Genomic DNA, 19,509 nt, shown 5'->3' on the forward strand with positions numbered 1-19,509 from the left:
ACTCTCCTCAAGGATTTAGAATAAAAAAGGGATAGAAGTTATCCCCTATCCCCAATCATAACTTCGCTAAAATCAATTCTTCTCAGGCGTTTTAGGAATTTTGTTCACTAAAAGATTAGCCTTACCCGGTTGCTTCTGTAAATCAAAAGCATCATACAATTCTCCGGTAGCCGTAAAAGCTTTGTAAGTCAATACATTCCCTTTTACCGTAAGCAACTGGAACAATTGAGTATTGCTTGCCTTGCGGCTCATCCAGGGGTCATTAGATATATCATACATCTTAGGCCCTGAAACTGATACAACATATACTGTGCCTGATGCCTGATTTTTATTGCCTTGTACGTTTACCGTATTACTTACCATTCCTCGCCCATAAGCATGGTCGTGGCCCTGCAATACTATATCAACCTTGTGTTTATCGAGAATTGGCTTGAATCGCTTACGTAATTCTATATTATCACGATTAGGTTTGGTTGAATAAAATGGATAATGAAGTGTAATCGCAGTCCATTTACGCGGGTTATGACTCAATACCGAGTCTAACCATTTAGCTTGTGCAGTAGCATAATGCTCTGATTCATCAATCTCTTCAGCATTCAGAGAAATCACTTTCAGGTCAGCATAATTCACCTCGTAGCAGGTTTCTTCCAGACCTTTTGGTCCATTAGTTGGTAGTGTAAATTGCGGTCTCCATTGTGGTGATAATTTACCTTTGCCATATTCGTGGTTACCCGGTGTCATCACACTTGGTACAGTTGAATGGATATATGAACCTGCATAGAACCACTCGCCCCACTCTACATCGTGGTCGTTGCGGTTAATGAGGTCTCCGGCATGCAACATAAAATTCACTTCAGGCATAGTTTTGTAAGCCTCTCTGATAACTCTTGACCATAATGATTTTACATCGTTCTGGGCATCGCCAAAGTACAAAAACGAAATTGCGCGATTTGGGTCTTTCGATGGCATACGAAACTGGAACCATTCGCTCCATTGTTTCTCATACCCCACCCTATACACATACAAACCACCCGGTTCTAAATTTTCGATAACGCCAGAATGGTAATAGGCTTGCACTTCGGGTTCCTGCTGATATTTGACTTTGAGGTATTCTGAGGTAGCATAAATGGTACGCACATTTTTCAGAAACTGTGTGCCGTCTGTGGCTATGGCTACTTGTATTTCGCCTTTGGTAATAGTGGTATCTGTACGCCAGTTCACTCCTATCGAAGTTTCAGGCGTTGCGGTCAGATTTAGTATAATGCGGTCTGGTGTGGCTGACGGAAACAGGACTTTTACGTCCATGTTCAGCGATGCAGCGTGGTCATGCGGATGAGGATGACTATGGGATTGAGAAAAAGCTGTGTGGAAACTACTACTACAAATAAAAAAACAAAAAATCGTGAATATCTTTTTGCTGATAAAATTCATATTTCAGAGGTTTAGGTTCAGAGCATTTCAAAACCTGCTCTTTAATAAATTAGAGGCGGTCACAAAGTACCGCCCCTAATCTTTATTTTAAAACAATCTACTATTACCAAGGTTTTCCGGTACCTTGAACAATCCAAGGTTTCGACCATGCACTATTTTTTCCGTCAGCTTGCGAGAAGTTGGTTACTTCTAGTTTGTCTAAAGCTGCGCTTGTATTTGTTTTATTAATATTCAGCTCGTCTTGCATATAATAGAATCTAACCGGTAATGCCTGACGTTTGGCAGCAGGGCCGGCTTTCAAGGCAGGTAAACCTGTTCTTCTGAAATCAAACCACGATTCAGTAGCGGCTGTCCAGCTTGCAATCCATTTTTGTTCGATGATTTGTTTTAAAGTACCATCATAAGCCACACCAGGATTAGCCAGATAAGCGTTAGCTGTGCCACCTACTGTCCAGGTATTTAATGAGGCTCTTACACCTGCTTCGTAACGTGCTTTTGCATCACCTGCATTCCAGCCTTTGAACGCTGCTTCTGCAAGAATGAAGTTTACTTCAGCCGCCGATATCAAACGGGCTTTTAATAATGGGCCTGTAGCTGCTTTGTAAATATCGTTCAGGAATGATACGTGCGGGTTAAACGAAGTTTGACCAGGAGTTGGGTTCAGGTTATAAGCTGATGGCAACGCTGAGAAGCTGGTAGGAATACCTACATACTCAGGGTCGGTATCAACTACTGTGTTACCCACTTTATCAGGCGATAAATATCTTTTACCACCTTCGATTTTATCAGTACCTGCAGGCAATTTCGCATCTACTACTAACGGTACCTCAACTTTATTAGCCCAGATAGCTAAGCGTGGGTCTTTTAAAGCTTGTAATGTTTCAACAAATGTACCTGCCATTTTGATACGACGGTAATTGCTACCACTGGCATCATAAACTGCATTAGCCGGCCACGAAGTACCATCACTTGTACCCGGGAAGCTCATCGTTGCATCATCAGAGTTTACAGTCATGATCGGGTATTGTGCGGCATTACCAACAATCTTCTCAATACCTGCTTTAGCTACATCTGCTTTTTTAGCTGAAATACGCATATAATAACGTAATGCCAAAGAGTTAGCCATTTTTCTCCATTTAGTAGGGTCACCTGCAAAGTAAACATCTACGTTGTCTACAATACTCGAATACTCAGCTTTTGATTTTGATAGAAGTGTATTCGCTTTTTCCAGATCAGCCAGAATACCTGTGTAGATAGCTTCTTGACTATCGAAAGCAGGTAGAATATCTTCAGTTTTACCTAACTCACCTTTTAAGGCAGTGTTATAAGGTGCATCACCCCACAAGTCGGTAATTAAACCAAACATGAAAGATTTCATTACTAAAGCTACACCTTGATGAAACTCAAGCTTCTCAGCTACCGCTCTGTCGTATACCAGTTGGTTATTACGCAAAATATCGTAGTAGCCGCTCCAGCTTTGATTGCCACCCCAGTCATAATCATTATGCCCAGACGACCATGCATCTTTTTGTGTGTGTTGTACTACACCTGCTATATCCTGATATCCAAGGTTTACATAGGCTTTTGCCGCTTCTGTCAATACAGTTGGCAACACAAGGTTCGGGTTCACCAAATCAGGTTGAATCCCGTTCGGGTTATTGTTCACTTCTGTCAGGTCTTCGCAAGAGAAGAAACTCGTAAACAGAAAGACTAATGCAATAATTTTTTTATAACTCCTTTTCATCTATTTCAATGTTTAAGATTTTTAGAATGTTAAACCAAGTTTAAATCCAACCGGAATCACCCAAGGAGTAACGTTATATCTTTCGATACCTTGTTTGAACTGAGTACCAGCCTGCGCACCTGCTTGCGGTTGGAACGCCATTTCTGGATCGATACCGATTTTAGCAGCTGTCCAAAGCATGATGTTACGGCTATATACCGAGATATTAGCACTTTGCATACCTAATCTCTTTACGAAACCGCTTGGTATTTCGTAGCCTAATGATATCTCTCTTAATTTGATATAAGAAGCATCAAACAAGGCAGCTCTTGTGAAATCCCAAGGATAGTTATCTCCGTAAGGAATAATTTTAGTACCAGGGCCACCTAAGTTTTCTGTATAGCCAGTGATTTGACCAGCTTCGTTGTATTGAGCAATTACGCCAGGGTTAAACACACCATACATATAAGTATTGCCACCGTATTCGAAAGGATAACCACCATAAGCAGCAGTAGGGCCACCTACGATATTAAATTTGTTACCTACTACTCTTACTAAATCGTTATCAACCAGATAGTTACGAAGCGCATCGCCTGTTAAACCGTTTGGATTAATCAGGTTATCCAGGAAACGTTGAGATTTCAGGTCAGACTCACCATAACGATACGTTTGAGAAACGAAGTCACCACCTTGTCTCCAGTCGAATGTAGCATTCAGGCTGAAGTTTTTATAAGTCAGTGAAGCCTGAAAGCCTAAGATAAAATCAGGGTTGAAGTTACCGATTTTGTTACGGGTATTGCTCGCACTAACTGCCTGCCAGGAACCGTTTTCATCTAAGATAGGATAACCGAAATATTTAGAAGATGGGTCTTTAACTGTTACTAATTCAGAGTCATAGATATCACCGATAGTTTCGCCTACGTATGTCCATGCACCACCTTTAGCATCTGTCCAAAGTGTATAAAAATCAAGACCAGGGCTTAATTCTTTGATAACCGTTCTGTTTCTGTAGAAGTTAGCAGTCAGATCCAATCTCCAACCATTTTTCTCAAATGGAGTACCTCCAACTGTGATCTCAGTACCTCTACTTACTAATAAACCTGCGTTGATGTTTTTAGAAGTATAACCTGTTGATGGAGGCAATTTGGTTGGGATAATTTGGTTTCTGTTTTCAACCATGTAATAAGTACCAGATACTCTCAACTTGTTTTTGAACATAGTTAAATCGGCACCAACTTCATACGAAGTAGAGATTTCAGGTTTCAAGTCAGGTAATAGAATAGTACCTGATTTCGACAAACGGGTAATACCGTTCCATGCTTCGTTATTAGCCAGCGTATTCAACAAGGCATAAGGGTTTGTATCATTACCTACCTGTGCTACACCCGCTCTTACTTTCAACATATTAAGATTCTGAGATGAAGTCTGGAACAATTCGTTCACTAATAAGCTCAATGAAGCCGCAGGGTAGAAATAAGAACGATTAGAAGCAGGCAAAGTACTCGACCAATCGTTTCTTCCGGTCAGGTCTAAGAATAACATATCTTTGAAACCGATATTTGCCATTCCATAAGCACTATAAACCACTTTTCTTGAAAGAAAACTTGAATAGTCAAGGTTAGCAGGAGAAATATTCTGTAAAGTATACAAGCCCGGAATAATCAAACCAGTACCATTACGGCTTCTATTCGTAACATCCTGATAATTGGTATTACGTGCGTTGGCTCCTGCTGATATTGAAAATGAGAAATCTTTCACGTTTTTGTTATAAGTGGCCAACACATCGGCGTTGCTTTCAAAACGTTTCAGATTAATAACCCCATAAGCACCACGAGGCTCTGCAGTATAGCTATTACCAATTTTAGTTTCACGCTCTTCACCATAAGTATCTACTGAGTATCTACCCATTAAGCTTAACTCAGGAGTAATCTGGTAATCTGCTTTGATGTTACCAAACAAACGGTTTCTTTCAAAAGCGTTTCTTACTTCATGCGCCAGGAACCACGGATTGTTATAGTTTTTAGGTGATTGTGATTTTTGTTGCAAACCCTCTTGTCCTGGAACCCAATAATCTTTCAACTCATTGATGTCGATATGCGGAGATACTGCGTAGGCCCATTGCAATGGGTTAGCACCTCTTTCACCTGCCGGACGGTTGTTAGAGTTGTTACGACTTAAATCAATATTAGTGCTTATTCTTAATTTATTGCTTAATTTCAATGAAGTAGCAACGGCTAATGAGTTTTTGAACAAATCAGAACCCGGAATAATACCACGGTTAGTCATGTTTGAGTAAGCCACACGGTAGTTTACAAAATCATTGCTGTTAGCAATTGAGATACCATTAGTAGTAGTGATACCTGTCTGAACGAAATCTCTGATGTTATTTGGGTGAGAAACCAACTCAGTTGGAATTTGTTTACCATTGGCATCTTTAGGGCTGTTCCATTGAATAGCTTTATAGCCTTTGTCCAACTCAGGGCCCACACCACCGGCTGAACCTTCATCAATGATTAACACACCACCCGGATAAGGGTTGTTATCTGGTGTGAAAGGAAGAATACCAGTTGCATATTTAGAATGTAAATCAAGGAAACGGTACGGATTATCAAAAACTGTATTAGTAGTCAGGTTTACAGTCATTTTCTTCGCTTTCGAGCCATTCTTAGTAGTAATGATTACCACACCATTACCCGCTCTTGAACCATAAAGGGCAGCCGCACTTGGCCCTTTCAGGATAGAGATACTTTCAACGTTCTCAGGGTTTAAGTCAGAAATCGCATTACCGTAGTCAACACGGTTATCACCACCAATCTGGCTTACGTTGTTCAGGGTATTGATAATAGGTACACCGTCAATCACAAATAATGGTTGGTTATCGTTGCTCAACGATTTGGCACCTCTGATAACCATACTTACCGACGAACCAGTTGCACCAGTTGAGTTGATAGCTACTCCGGCAACTTTACCCGACATAGCGTTCAACACGTTTTCGTTAGAAATACGGCTCAGATCTTTGCCATCTACTTTACCTACAGAATAACCAAGCGATTTTTCTTCACGTTTGATACCCAAGGCAGTTACAACCACCTCTTTCAGACTTTCAGCACTTAAATCCATTGCTAGATCAACAGTGCTTCTGTTTCCTACCGGAATTTCTGTGGCTTCATAACCAACAAATGAAAAAACTAAAACAGCATTGCTACCTACTTCGATAGAGTAGTTTCCGGTAGCATTAGTGCTTGTACCTTTTTGAGTACCTTTTAACAGGACGTTTACACCGGGCATGGCAGCTCCATCCTCTTTGGATGTTACTTTACCTGTAACAGTCCGGGTCTGAGCCCATACTGTCGGAGCGCAAGCTCCTAACAGGAAACCGAAAAAAACCAGCCCCCTAAGCATGCTTCGGAGAGTAAAGTTTAACTTCATAATATAATTTTTTAAAGTGAAGATAGAATTGTAACTCAAGTTTATTTTTGAATTTAACTGAATTACTGTTTAAGTGGTAAAATGTACTACTGGGTTTGTGTAATGATTATATAAATTTTAAATAGAAGAAATACATTAGAGAGCTAAAGCCAGATCTACGCTGCCACGCAGGTACTGCTTTGCCTTAACCAGCTGATTCTTAACGGTATTCTTAGAGATTCGCATCATTTCGGCAATCTCCTGATACGACTTCCCGTCTTCCACATTTAGTTTCAGAATCATCTTACGTTTAGCCGGAAGACTATTCATAGCATTACGCAGCAAAACTATTTTTGCTTCTTCAGTATCTGAGTTTCTGTGGTGGTCATCTTCCATCATTTGTAGATACTGATGTTGCATGGTCTGGCTTCTTTCCATTTTTTTCAGATAATCGAAAGCCAGGTTGCGTAAGCAGGTAAAGATATAAGAATTGAAGTTCAGCTCAGGATTAATCTGTTCTCTGCGATTCCAGATTTTGATAAAAACTTCATGCAGCATATTTTCTGCTTCCTCTTCATCTTTCACAATAGCCATCGAAAATCGGATACCCGGCTCTTTGTAGTGATTATATAATTTAGTAAAGGCCGTACTGTCACCCTCGGCGACTTTCATAATTATGTGATCTAGTGCTTCCATGCGTAAGCTATATTTAAGGATAGGTGTTAAAATTATATTGATAAAAAGAGTGTTCAGGTAAACGCAAATAAATACAAAATAATCTCACAATAATACTAAATCAATTCAACCGTAAATTTGCCATTGCATGAGATGCGAAATTTTTAAAAGGCTATAAAAACACAATGATTATTTACTAAGAGACCTGTAAAATTGGCAGTTGATACTCTGTGTTTGGCTTTACTAAACTAAGGCTGAATAATTATGAAATAAATATACTAGGTTTTTGATAGACTATATTCGCATATTACGTAAAATAATCCTCAAAAAGCGCACGACCCTCAATAATTAACTTTTACCTAAAATTGGAAGATATTTTGGTAATAGTTTGATAAAATTAACGCCGTCTAATAAAGGAAATTACCTAATCTTTTCAGCTCAGAACATTTCTGTTATCTTTAATACATAAACTATAAAACTGTATCACGACGAACTATGAAAAAATCATATTTACTCTTTTTATTACTATCTATTCTTTCCTCTCAATTACTAGCTCAGAAACCCAGAGCAAGAGATTTAGGTATTCCGTTCGATGGAATAACCGGGCCCTACAATGCTATTACCGATGTCCCTGGTGTTGAAGTCGGCTATAAAACATTAATCAGTGGCTCCGGCGAATTAAAAGTAGGAAAAGGCCCAGTCCGAACCGGTGTTACAGTTATTCTACCCAAAGGCAAAACAGATGCAAACTACCCGGCCGCTTGGTTTTCATTGAATGGTGATGGCGAACTGACTGGTCTACCCTATATTGATGATTTTGGTACTGGCTATGGAGCTATTGGCATTACCAACACGAATAGCGTGGGTATCGTAAAAGATGCGATTGGCGAATGGAGTTATAAAAAGTTCTCAAAAGGAGATTTTGTCGATTTTTCGTTCGGACTCCCAACCGTAGGCGAAACATGGGATGGGGTATTGAATGACATAAGCGGCTTTCATGTAAAAAAGGAGCATGTATTTGAAGCCTTAGATAAAGCCCAAGACAGGAAAATAGCGGAAGGCAATGTGGGTGGTGGCACAGGTATGGCGCTCTATAGCTTTAAAGGTGGTAATGGCACGGCTTCAAGAGTATTTACTATTGATTCTATTCAATATACATTAGGGGTATTTGTGCAAGCCAACTTCGGCAGACGGGATGAGTTGACTGTAGCAGGCGTACCTGTAGGCAAAGAAATTCAGGATTTACAGCCCATTGTCAATCGTGAGAACCGCAAAGATGGGTCTATCATAGCCATTGTTGGAACAGATGCTCCGCTTCTACCCAATCAATTAAAACTGATAGCCAAAAGAGTAACACATGGCATTGCCCGCACGGGTACATTTTCGCATCATGGTTCAGGTGAAATTTTTCTGGCTTTTTCTACTGCCACGCCTATATATAATAAGGATAAGACAGAAACCTGGAAAGTACTACCGAAATGGGAGCTTGACCCTGTTTTTGAAGCAACTGTTCAGGCCACGGAAGAAGCTATCATCAACGCCTTAGTAGCCGCCGAAGATATGGAGGGCATTAATGGTAATAAATATTTTGGTATTCCTCATGATAGACTGAAAGTTATTATGAAGAAATATAATAGATTAGATGAGAAAAAATAGTAGAGACGTATTGCAATACGTCTCCAAAGATATATCAGTAACAATGAATTATCTTCTGGTTTCGCGTCTATCCATATCCAATCTATTAGATTGCATAGGCCCTTGAGACGTATAGCAATACGTCTCTACAAAATAATATAATTTTATTTCGCCTGATAGACCTGCTGCAACCAAGCTCCCAATTTCGTATAAATACTAAACAAACTCTTCCGCATTTCATGCGTTTCACCAGGATATAATTCCAATTGTGATTTGATGCCTAATGATTGTAATTTCTTATACAATTCTTTCGATTGATTCACATTTACCAATTCATCACTTTCGCCATGAAAAATTATGGTGGGTACACCCGTTTCTTTTTTCAGGTGATAAATAGGACTGGCATCAATGGCAATAGTTGCCTGTGGATTAGTATCACCTAAGAATTGATTAATTGTATTACTAGCTGTTGGATTGTCTCTAAAAATCTTATCAGTTAAATCCGTTGGCCCTACTATATCTATTACCGTCTTTATCTGCTTTTGGGTATCATGTTTATAAGTATATAATAAGGAAAGGTGTGCCCCCGCACTCACACCCAATAGAGCAAACTCTTTACCATTGTAACCATAGTTAGATGCTTTGGCTGTCAGGAAAGCAATCGCATTTTTTACATCCTCAATTTGCGCAGGGAAACGGTTTTTCCCCTCTCTCAACAAACGATAATTGATAGCCGCCACCCCATAGCCTTGTGAAGTAAGGGTACTAACCAATATCTTCGGAAAATCATTCTTACTTCCCCACTTCCAGGAACCACCATGTACATACACTATCAGCTTTGTATTGGCTGAATGAGTCTTAGGGAGATAAAGGTCTAATAAATTACCATTACCCTCAGCAGGACCATATTTTAAATTCAGATGTTGGATATAAGTAGTATCCTGTCCGAAAAAATTCTCAAAGTTTTTGCTCCATGTTTGGGTAGAAGCTAACATAACAACAGCAAGGCTTAAAAATATTTGATGCATACGTTTAATAATCATAGCTTAAGTTTAAAAAATAGAAAAGGGAATAGTATACGAGGCTTAACAGAGATATAGTCAGTAATTCTTACAATTTTAATCACTCAATCGCTCATTCGCTAAATCGCTCAATTCTTTTTATCAACTCCAAAACGCCGGAATTATTGTTTTTTTTCTTCAATCAATAGTCTTGAATCGCCTTGTTGAAGTAATTAATCTAAAACAAACCACCTAAGCTATCTTGCTTTGTATGAACACCAGTCCTAAAAAATATTCAATCCTAAAAAAAATACGCTTTATATGGCTCTCTGTTATCTGTATCGCTGTTGCTTTAAGTATCCAATCCTGCTCTGGCGAAGCTGATAAAGAAACCGTTGATTATGTAGACCCATTTATAGGTACAGATTATTTCGGACATACTTTTCCCGGGGCAGTTACGCCTTTTGGGATGGTGCAGTTAAGCCCCGACCATGATACCCAAGGCTGGACCTACAGCAGCGGCTATAGTTATGCCGATAGCTCGATTATGGGATTCAGTCATACGCATTTCAGTGGTGTGGGTATGACATCAGGAGGTGATATTTTGTTAATGCCTACCGTAAATGATAAAATTCAGACTAGTCCGGGTTCAAAAGAAAATCCTGATTCTGGCTATCGGTCAAGATATAATAAGGCAGATGAAAGTGCTTCCCCGGGATATTATAGTGTATTACTCAAAGACGACCATATCAAAGCTGAACTGACAACTACCAAACGTGTAGGTATGCACCGCTATACTTTTCCGAAAGCAAGACGTTCTAATATTTTGCTGGACCTGGGTCATGAGATTGGGAATGATGATAAGAGTGGCTATTCAATGTTTAAAATCGTTGGCGATTCAACCATTGAGGGCTATAAAGATGCCAATGGGACAATAATTTATTTTGTAGCCAAATTCAGCCGACCATTTGATTACTATGGCACCTGGGATTCAGACTATAATACACCCGAATCGGCAGAGGGTTTCTGGCCTTATAAGAATGAAGAAAAAGGTTTGAATGTAGGGGCGTTTGTCAGCTATACAACCAAAGAAAATGAACAGATATTAGTCAAAGTGGCTATCTCATTCGTCAATCTTGAAGGTGCCAGAAAGAATCTGCAAACTGAATTGCCCGACTGGGATTTTGACAAAGTAAAAGATGATGCTCGTAAAGCATGGAATGAAGAATTACAGAGAGTAGAGGTTACTACCGATAACGAGGCACAGAAACAAATTTTCTATACAGCCGTATATCGTAGCATTTTAGCTCAGTACATCGGGCAAGATGTAGACGGGCAATATATGGGTATGGATAACAAAGTGCATACGGCCAAAGGCTACGACTTCTATCCCAACTTCTCCTGCTGGGATACTTATCGAAGCCAGCACCCTTTGTTGACAATCATCGCTCCGAATCATGTAAATGACCTCGTAAAATCTATTGCGGCTAAAACTTCAGAATACGGTTGGTTACCGGCGCAGCATTTCAGAAATGTATTCGGACAAGGCATGGTCGGCGACCATCTGGTGCCTGTAATTGTAGATGCCTATATAAAAGGATATAGAGATTGGGATATTGAAGGTCTTTACAACGCTATGAAACGCAAGGCATTGGAGCTTCCACCTGCTCCATTCCCGGCATCAGCAGGCCGCTCGGGATTGACTGATTATATGAGCGTAGGCTATGCCCCTTGTGATGTGGTCACCGAATCAGTCCCTAACACCTTAGAATTAGCCTACAACGACTGGTGCATTGCCCGATTGGCAGAAGCTTTGGGCAAAAAAGCAGATGCCGAGCTATTCTATAAGCGCGCACAAAACTACAAAAATGTGTATGACTCAGACACCCAATTCATGCGCCCACGTAAAAAAGATGGATCATGGCTACCGGAAAAAGGCAATAACGAACAAGATACCGTGTTTGTTGGCAATCACAGATACTACCAATATTTCGACCCTCTATTGGTTGGTCGTCGCCCGATGCGCCATTATACCGAATCAAATGCCTGGCAATACCTATGGTCTGTTCAGCATGATGCGAAAGGTCTGGTAAATCTTTTAGGTGGTGAGGAAGCTTTCAACAAACGTCTGGATACCTTTTTCGAAATGGATGCTTCTATCAGTGAGCCTAAATATGTGGGCGTAGTAGGAACTATCGGACAATATGTGCAGGGTAATCAACCATCACATCATGTAGCTTATCTTTATAACTATGCCTCTGCCCCTTGGAAAACCCAGATGCGTACCCGTGAAATCATGCAAAAACTCTATCGCACCGGTCCGGGTGGGTTGTGTGGAAATGAGGACATGGGTTCACTATCGTCTTGGTTTGTCTTGAGTAGTATGGGTATTTATCCATTTACTCCTGGTAGTAGCCAATATGTCATCGGCAGCCCATTATTCGAAGAAGTAGAAATCAAAGTAAAGGACAATAAAACATTCAGCATAGTTGCCAAAAACAATAGCGCCAAAAATATTTATATTCAGTCGGCTACTTTGAATGGTAAGCCGTTCAACCGTACTTATATCGACCAGTCGGAGATTATGGCAGGGGGTGAATTAGTTTTTGAGATGGGAGCAACACCCAATAAATCCTGGGGTATAGGCAGGGACGCGCTGCCATATTCATTTAGTAAATAATTGAGTGATTTAGGGATTGTTCAATTACTACTTGTGCAAATCGGGCGACGTTCGCTTAGTGTCACTCTGTAGTTAAACATAAATTTTGAATAATAATATGCATATTTCTCTGAAAAACACCTGTAAAAAAACTCTTCTCTACTTAACTCTAAGTATAGGAGTAGCTTTTTCTATGTACGCCTGCAAATCATCAGAGAAACAAAGCATAGAAACAACTTATAAAGACCAACCATTCTGGCAGGAGTATCATGAAGCCTATCCGATAAGCACTGATGCAGAAGAAAATGAGGTAAGAAGCATAACGGTTGACAAGGCGCAAAATGTCTGGGCGGCCACAGCTTCGGGTATTTTTATGAAAAAACCAAATGAACTGATCTGGACATCTATCCAAACCGGAGAAGATAAAGGCCCGGCCTATTCAGTAGAAGAAGATGCAGAATCAAATATATGGATAGGTACATGGAATGGCATTTATAGATATAAAGACACTAAATTAGAAAAGCTGACAGGTGTAACTGCTCCTGTTTCAGCTATATGTATAGCAAAAGAGGGTGTATATGCGTTAAGCCCAAATGGCATCTGGCTATTTGATGGAAAAACATTCAACAAGCCTCAATCAAATAAAGAGGATTACCAACTACCCCGCTCTATCAGAGATGTTATTTCTGATAATGAAGGTGGTTTATGGATTGCCAGTGATGTAGGTTTATATCATACCTCTGCTAAAGAAACCAAATACTACCGTAATAAGGACAAAGTAATAAGCGGATATATCAAAGGTGTTGCATTAGATAGCAATCAGCATCTTTGGGCAGGTGGTTTAGGTGGCGTAAGTATCATTCAAAATGAAACTAAATTAAGAGAGATTACACCACAGCAAGGTCTGCCTACAGTTTTTGTCACCTGTATAGACAATGCCCCTGATGGCACTTTATGGGTCGGCACAGAACAGGGGCTTGTACGTTATAAACCGCATAGTGACAAGCCCGATAGTACTTATTCTATGCTTTTTAGCCGAAGATGGTTGTTAGATGATCATGTAAACGATATAGCTTTTGATGCGAATGGTAATGCTTGGGTTGCCACACCAAAGGGTGTAAGTGTCATTAAAAGAAGACAAATGACATTGGCACAAAAGAATGATTTTTTCATGGATGTGACCATGAGGCGCCATATCCGTGCCCCATGGATTGCGGGACAAGCGCATTTACGCATTCCAGGTGATACTACGTCATGGCAGCCGGAAGATGATGATAATGATGGTGAATATACTGGTAATTATCTGGCAATGGAATCTTTCAGATATGCTGCTACGAAAAGTCCGGAAGCTAAAGAAAATGCCCGAAAAGCATTTAGTTTCTTAAAACTCCTGCAGGAAGTTACGGATACTGAAGGTTTCTTTGCCCGTACCATCGTACCATCCACCTGGAATTTTGTACATGATGGCAACCGAACTTTTACGTCTCACCAATTGGCAGATGAATCTGTTAAAGAACCGCGCTTTAAACCTGTTGAAGTACGATGGAGAAAATCTAAAGATGGAAAATGGTTATGGAAGGGTGATACCAGCAGCGACGAAATGTGCGGACATATGTTTGGCTATTTCTTTTATTATGAATTAGTAGCCGATGAAGCCGAAAAGGCAATTATCAGAAAGCATGTGTCAAACATTGTCGATTATCTGATTAAACATAATTTCAATTTTATAGATATTGATGGCAAGCCAACCCGTTGGTCTGTTTGGTCGCCAGACCAGTTGAATCGAGATCCTGAATGGGCACCAGATAAGGCACAGAACTCAATGGAAATGCTGACTTTTCTGAAATTCGCCCATTATATCACCAAAGACGAAAAGTATCAGAAACATTATCTGAGATTAATAAATGAAGAGCATTATCTGGAGAATATGGCCGAGGTACCCAATCAGAATAGGGCATGGTTTATATATTTCGATACTATTCTGCAGGCTTACCTTTATCCTATACTATTGAAATGTGAAACTGACCCGGAGCGTAAAGCTTTCTTTGAGAAACATATAGACCAATGGTTTGAAAAACGAAAAGCCGATCATAATCCTTTGATTAATTTCATCTATTGCTATTCACGCAATAAACAAACAGAAATTGCGAATTCAGTAGAATTTCTGAAGGATACGCCGCTTGACCTGGTAGATTGGCATATAGACCATACCAAACGCGAAGACATTCAACTGGTAAGAAGTATTGTTCTGGATGAATTACAGGTTTCAAAGCTACCACCTGCCAGTATCAGAAAAACTGTTCGTTGGGATAAAAATCCGTGGGATGCAAGAGGCGGCGACCCACAGGTAGAAAGAGAACCGGTGTTTTGGTTACTACCTTACTGGATGGGACGATATTTAGATATGATTCAATAAATAATTTTTACACTCATGATTAAGCTAAAAATTCAATTATTACTCTGCTTTTTGTTGGTATCAGTTATACATACCCAAGCCCAGGAAACTTATGCTGAAAAGCTCGGCTTTCCGAAAGGTAAAAAAGTAGTGATTTTCCATGTAGATGATTGTGGAATGTCTTACTCTTCCAATCAGGGAGCTATTAAGTCCATCGAGCAAGGAGTAGCTACCTCCTGTAGCATCATGATGCCTTGCGGATGGGCACCTAGCTTCATTAAAAACTATATTCAGAAAAAAAATCCGAATCTGGATGCAGGACTTCACCTTACATTGACCTCAGAATGGAAAGATTATCGCTGGGCACCTGTAGCCGGATTCCAGCATGCCCCAGGTCTGGTAGATGAAGAAGCCTGTATGTGGCACACCGTAGAGCAGGTAGTAAAAAATGCTTCGGCTGACGAGGTAGAAAAGGAAATCAGAGCTCAGGTGGAACGAGCCTTGAAAATCGGTTTGAAACCTACACACCTGGATTCGCACATGGGTACGCTCTTTGCCAGTCAGGCCTTTTTGGAGCGTTATATAAAAGTCGGTGTTGAGTATGGCATTCCGGTCATGTTTCCGGGAGGCAATAATAAATTATTGATTGAGTGCCAGAATGCCCCTTTAATCAAAAGTCTGAAAGCGAAAGGGCAATGGAAAGAGGGCATGGAACTACCCGTACCAGCCATGCTTAAACAAACTAAACCAGTTGGCGAAATGATATGGAAAGCCGGTCTGCCAGTCTTGGACGACCTACACACTTTCAGCGGAGACTGGAAACCGGAAGGTAATGCCACGCCCGAAGAATGGGGGAGATACAAAGCACAGAAATTTATTGAGACTCTTAAAAGCATGCAACCTGGCGTGGCCATGTTAATTGTCCATAGCAGCGATATTACCGATGAGTTTAAACAAATCAGTGGTTCGGGTGGCTCAAGATATGCAGATATGCTATCGATGATGAGTCCAGAATTAAAGGCTTATATCGAATCAGAGGGCATTATTCTGACTACTTTCCGCGAATTGTTGGAGAGACGTAAGAAGGTGAAATAAATAAATCCATTTTTAATTGTATTGATGTTTTAATGAAAAAAACGCTTTCATACATCCTATTCATAATCGTCTGTTCTCAACAATTACAGGCACAAAACCCTGCAATTATCAATTCAATGTTGATTTTCCCTCCACAGGAAAAACACGTACACGGTAGCAGCATAGTCGGTTTACCTAATGGTGATTTTCTGGCAGTCTGGTTTCAGGGAAGTGGCGAACGAACCGCTGATGATGTCAGAATCCTGGGCGCAAGGTTAAAGAAAGGCGCAACAACTTGGAGTGAACCTTTTTTGATGGCTGATACGCCTAATATTCCTGATTGTAACCCCGTCTTATTCCTCAATCAGGAGAATAAATTGTTTCTGGTTTGGATTGCCGTACAAGCCAATAAATGGGAACAATCAATTCTCAGATTTAAAACATCAACTGACTATAATCAAAGTGATGCACCTATATGGAACTGGCAGGATAATATTCTGTTAAAGCCAAACGATGATTTTGCTAATGAAGTAGCAGCTAAACTGAAAAGCCTACCCGACACTCACCATGGATGGGCAGGCTATGCGCCTGAATATGATAATATGATTATTGAAGCCAGCAAAGATGCCACCAAACGCAGCATCGGGTGGATGACCAGAATTAAACCGTTATTGATGCCTAACGGGCGCATTGTTTTACCCCTTTACTCTGATGGTTTCAATATGTCGATGATGGCAATATCAGAAGATAATGGAACAACCTGGCGGTCAAGTCTGCCTTTGGTAGGTCGTGGCCCAATTCAGCCCGCTATAGTACTAAAGAAAAATGGCAATCTGGTAGCCTATATGCGTGACAGTGGAGATAGTCCACCACGAGTACATTATAGCGAATCGAGTGACAAAGGTGAAACCTGGTCTGCATCGGTTAAAATGGATATTCCAAATACTGCCAGTGTAGAGTTATTGGTATTGAAGGATGGCAGATGGGCATTTTTAGGTAATGATATTTATGACGGGCGCTATCGTCTGAGTCTGTTTTTATCAGACGATGAGGGCAAAACCTGGAAATGGAAAATACGGATGGAAGACCATGACCCTAAAAAAGGTGGATTCTCTTATCCATCATTGATTCAGACAAAAGATGGTCTTTTGCATATGACATATTCGCATCATGTAGAAAAGAATCAGAAATCAATTAAATATGCTGTGGTTGACCCACAGAAAATCAAATAGTCCTGTTAACGCACACATTAATCAATTACCTTACATACTTATGAAGTTTTCTTCTTACATTTTCATTGGATTATCGATGATAGGCTTTGCCTCCTATGCGCAAAACCTGACTCCAAAGACAACACAACCCGTGTATCGTGATAAACCTTTCTTGCAGGATTATAGTATAAAATATTACCTGAAGTCAAATAATACCAAACTGATTGAGGTGGCCAGCGATAGAAATGGTTCTATCAAAATATTTTCGTCGGAAGGACTGCTACAACCTCATGATGGACAATTCCTATATCCCGGCACTATCGTAGCTGATAAAACCTATCGTACTCTTGGCGACAAAAAAATACAAGGCTTAAGCAGCTACCAGAATCAGTTTGTATTGCTTGATAACAAAACAGTTTTAAGCAATGCCTGGGCAGGTAAATTACTCAGCAAACATGAACTAGGTAACGCCAGTCTCTTTGCAGGAGGCAAAGACTTTACCTTTCTTGTTTCAGATGGTAAGTCTCTGCAATTAATAAAAGATGTCACTACGCTTTGGAAAGGTTCTTTAAGTGGTGACGAAGTAGTGAGCATCCGCTATCAGGCTAATACAGATACTTTCTGGATTCTGGGCAAAAAGTCTTTATCCACCCTGGCAGGTTTAAAACTAACCAGAGTTTATGAAGGAACTGGCTTTACCTCTTTTGATACCAATGGTAAAAAGCTCATCATAGGTACGAATGACGGTATTATTACACTGGATGCTACTAAAAAGCAAATCAGCAGTAAAAACCAGAAATTGCCATCGACTGAAATCACCGATGTAAAAGCGATTGGAGATAAATTCTGGTTTGGCTCAACCAATGGCGCATTTGCCTTACGTACCGATGGCAAGTTTGATTATTATAATGGCGAGCGCTGGCTACCGGGCAATATAGTAACTAATATTGCCGAAGGCCCTGAAAATTCGGTATTGATATTAACTACCGAAGGCCTGGGACAGATTTGCTTCAAAAAAATGACGCTACATGATAAAGCCATGTTCTACGATAAACAAGTGCGTAGCCGCCATATTCGCAATGGTTTCAATGCTTCCCTTAGCCGCATGGAAAGAGGTAATTTAAGTACAGGTTATTTGTCTGATTCTGATAATGATGGACTTTGGACATCAATGTATCTGGGAGGTGAGATATTCAGATATGCTGTTACTAAAGACCCCGAGGCGCTACAAAACTGTATTGAGTCATTGGATGCCATGGAACGTTTGTATACGGTAAATGGTATTCCCGGATTCCCGTCGCGCTCATTTGAAAGAAGAGGTTATATTGAACAATTGTCTGACCCGGAGCGTTGGCAACACTCACCCGAGGCCGAATGGGACTGGAAAGCAACCACCAGTAGCGATGAAGCCATCGGACATATTTTTGCTTTTGGTGCCATGGCCGAATTAATATCAGAGCCAACGATTAAAAAACGTGCGGTTGTTTTGATAGATACCTTAATGAGCCATATCGTTAAGAACAATATGTATATGATTGACTATAACGGCAAGCCTACGCAATGGGGTCGTTGGAATCCTGAATATGTTAATTCTTTCCCGATTAATGTGGGTGATAGAAAATTGAATTCGTCGAATATAGTAGCTATGCTACAAACAGCCTATCATTTCACTAAAAAGGAGAAATATAAGCAAAAGGCTTTTGAGTTGATGAAGAAACACGGCTACTATGAAAACCTGATGCGCCCGATGAGTGTTATTGGCAGAGCAGCAGACGATGCTGACGCACATGCCAAAAACATGTCAGACGGTTGGAATCACTCTGATGACGAAATGTATTTTGTAGGTTATTGGGGTTTGTATCGCTATGCCTTTAATGATACCCTGAAAGCCGCTTACAAAAGAGCTATTATTGACCACTGGGAAGCTGAACGCCCTGAAAAAGAAGGTGCATGGAATATCTTCACGGCATTGACAGGCACTAAAAACTTTGATTTAAATGAAGCTGCCTGGTATTTAAGAGAATACCCATTAGATTTAGTTGATTGGGTGATTGTGAACAGCAACCGCAAAGATATTGAGAAAATTGCGCCTAACTTCCGTAATCAGACCATTAAAGAAGTTTTACCCCCTGACGAAAGCCCGATTCAACGTCATAATGGCAATACGTTCAACCTAGACCGTAAAGGTGGCAACGGCACTTCAGAGCATAGTGCCGGAGACATCTGGTTATTGCCTTATTGGCTCGGGAGATATCAAGGTGTGATTAGTGCACCAGAGAAGTAATTGCAGAAAATTT

General features: G+C 40.4%; 11 protein-coding genes. 6 read left to right on the top strand and 5 right to left on the bottom strand.

What is annotated here, in order from left to right; translation table 11 throughout:
• Positions 1-72 precede the first annotated feature (72 nt).
• The 4 genes from D0T08_RS02705 to D0T08_RS02720 all read right to left on the bottom strand — a co-directional run bounded on the left by D0T08_RS02705 (position 73) and on the right by D0T08_RS02720 (position 7,258).
• Entirely contained in the window at positions 73-1,431 is a 1,359-nt protein-coding gene (locus D0T08_RS02705; protein ID WP_116981018.1) for a metallophosphoesterase family protein, read from the bottom strand.
• Between the two features lie 103 nt (positions 1,432-1,534).
• A complete protein-coding gene (locus D0T08_RS02710) occupies positions 1,535-3,175 on the bottom strand; it encodes a SusD/RagB family nutrient-binding outer membrane lipoprotein (RefSeq protein ID WP_116981019.1) in 1,641 nt (546 codons plus the stop codon).
• Positions 3,176-3,196: 21 nt separating this feature from the next.
• Entirely contained in the window at positions 3,197-6,583 is a 3,387-nt protein-coding gene (locus tag D0T08_RS02715; RefSeq protein WP_116981020.1) for a SusC/RagA family TonB-linked outer membrane protein, read from the bottom strand.
• Positions 6,584-6,718: 135 nt separating this feature from the next.
• The gene (locus D0T08_RS02720; protein ID WP_116981021.1) at positions 6,719-7,258 is read right to left on the bottom strand and encodes an RNA polymerase sigma factor; all 540 of its coding nucleotides are present in this window, start codon (positions 7,256-7,258) and stop codon (positions 6,719-6,721) included.
• A gap of 474 nt (positions 7,259-7,732) precedes the next feature.
• On the opposite strand from D0T08_RS02720, the gene D0T08_RS02725 reads away from it, so the two are divergent.
• Positions 7,733-8,893, top strand: coding sequence for a P1 family peptidase (locus D0T08_RS02725; protein WP_116981022.1), 1,161 nt, complete (start codon positions 7,733-7,735; stop codon positions 8,891-8,893).
• Positions 8,894-9,036: 143 nt separating this feature from the next.
• On the opposite strand, the gene D0T08_RS02730 is transcribed toward D0T08_RS02725, so the two are convergent.
• Complete coding sequence (locus tag D0T08_RS02730; protein WP_158561177.1) at positions 9,037-9,900, bottom strand: alpha/beta hydrolase; 864 nt, start codon at positions 9,898-9,900, stop codon at positions 9,037-9,039.
• A 244-nt stretch (positions 9,901-10,144) separates the two neighbouring features.
• Between D0T08_RS02730 and D0T08_RS02735 the strand changes: the two genes are divergently transcribed.
• From D0T08_RS02735 to D0T08_RS02755, 5 genes are all read left to right on the top strand, one after another.
• Positions 10,145-12,553, top strand: a complete 2,409-nt coding sequence (locus tag D0T08_RS02735) for a GH92 family glycosyl hydrolase (protein ID WP_116981024.1) — start codon at positions 10,145-10,147, stop codon at positions 12,551-12,553.
• Between the two features lie 97 nt (positions 12,554-12,650).
• The gene (locus D0T08_RS02740; RefSeq protein ID WP_116981025.1) at positions 12,651-14,948 is read left to right on the top strand and encodes a two-component regulator propeller domain-containing protein; all 2,298 of its coding nucleotides are present in this window, start codon (positions 12,651-12,653) and stop codon (positions 14,946-14,948) included.
• 15 nt (positions 14,949-14,963) lie between these two features.
• Positions 14,964-16,022 carry a polysaccharide deacetylase family protein gene (locus tag D0T08_RS02745; protein ID WP_116981026.1) on the top strand — a complete coding sequence of 353 codons (1,059 nt, stop codon included), beginning with the start codon at positions 14,964-14,966 and terminating at the stop codon, positions 16,020-16,022.
• A gap of 32 nt (positions 16,023-16,054) precedes the next feature.
• A complete protein-coding gene (locus D0T08_RS02750) occupies positions 16,055-17,233 on the top strand; it encodes an exo-alpha-sialidase (RefSeq protein WP_116981027.1) in 1,179 nt (392 codons plus the stop codon).
• A gap of 40 nt (positions 17,234-17,273) precedes the next feature.
• On the top strand, positions 17,274-19,496 hold the full coding sequence (locus D0T08_RS02755) for a hypothetical protein (protein ID WP_116981028.1): 2,223 nt from the start codon (positions 17,274-17,276) through the stop codon (positions 19,494-19,496).
• Positions 19,497-19,509 lie beyond the last annotated feature (13 nt).

The sequence above is a fragment of the Emticicia sp. C21 genome, from assembly GCF_003418935.1.
GTDB lineage: Bacteria > Bacteroidota > Bacteroidia > Cytophagales > Spirosomataceae > Emticicia.

Bases quoted from the DNA above. Each gene is read 5' to 3' on its own strand.
- D0T08_RS02705 (WP_116981018.1), bottom strand. From the start codon at position 1,431: ATGAATTTTATCAGCAAAAAGATATTCACGATTTTTTGTTTTTTTATT.
- D0T08_RS02710 (WP_116981019.1), bottom strand. From the start codon at position 3,175: ATGAAAAGGAGTTATAAAAAAATTATTGCATTAGTCTTTCTGTTTACG.
- D0T08_RS02715 (WP_116981020.1), bottom strand. From the start codon at position 6,583: ATGAAGTTAAACTTTACTCTCCGAAGCATGCTTAGGGGGCTGGTTTTT.
- D0T08_RS02720 (WP_116981021.1), bottom strand. From the start codon at position 7,258: ATGGAAGCACTAGATCACATAATTATGAAAGTCGCCGAGGGTGACAGT.
- D0T08_RS02725 (WP_116981022.1), top strand. From the start codon at position 7,733: ATGAAAAAATCATATTTACTCTTTTTATTACTATCTATTCTTTCCTCT.
- D0T08_RS02730 (WP_158561177.1), bottom strand. From the start codon at position 9,900: ATGCATCAAATATTTTTAAGCCTTGCTGTTGTTATGTTAGCTTCTACC.
- D0T08_RS02735 (WP_116981024.1), top strand. From the start codon at position 10,145: ATGAACACCAGTCCTAAAAAATATTCAATCCTAAAAAAAATACGCTTT.
- D0T08_RS02740 (WP_116981025.1), top strand. From the start codon at position 12,651: ATGCATATTTCTCTGAAAAACACCTGTAAAAAAACTCTTCTCTACTTA.
- D0T08_RS02745 (WP_116981026.1), top strand. From the start codon at position 14,964: ATGATTAAGCTAAAAATTCAATTATTACTCTGCTTTTTGTTGGTATCA.
- D0T08_RS02750 (WP_116981027.1), top strand. From the start codon at position 16,055: ATGAAAAAAACGCTTTCATACATCCTATTCATAATCGTCTGTTCTCAA.
- D0T08_RS02755 (WP_116981028.1), top strand. From the start codon at position 17,274: ATGAAGTTTTCTTCTTACATTTTCATTGGATTATCGATGATAGGCTTT.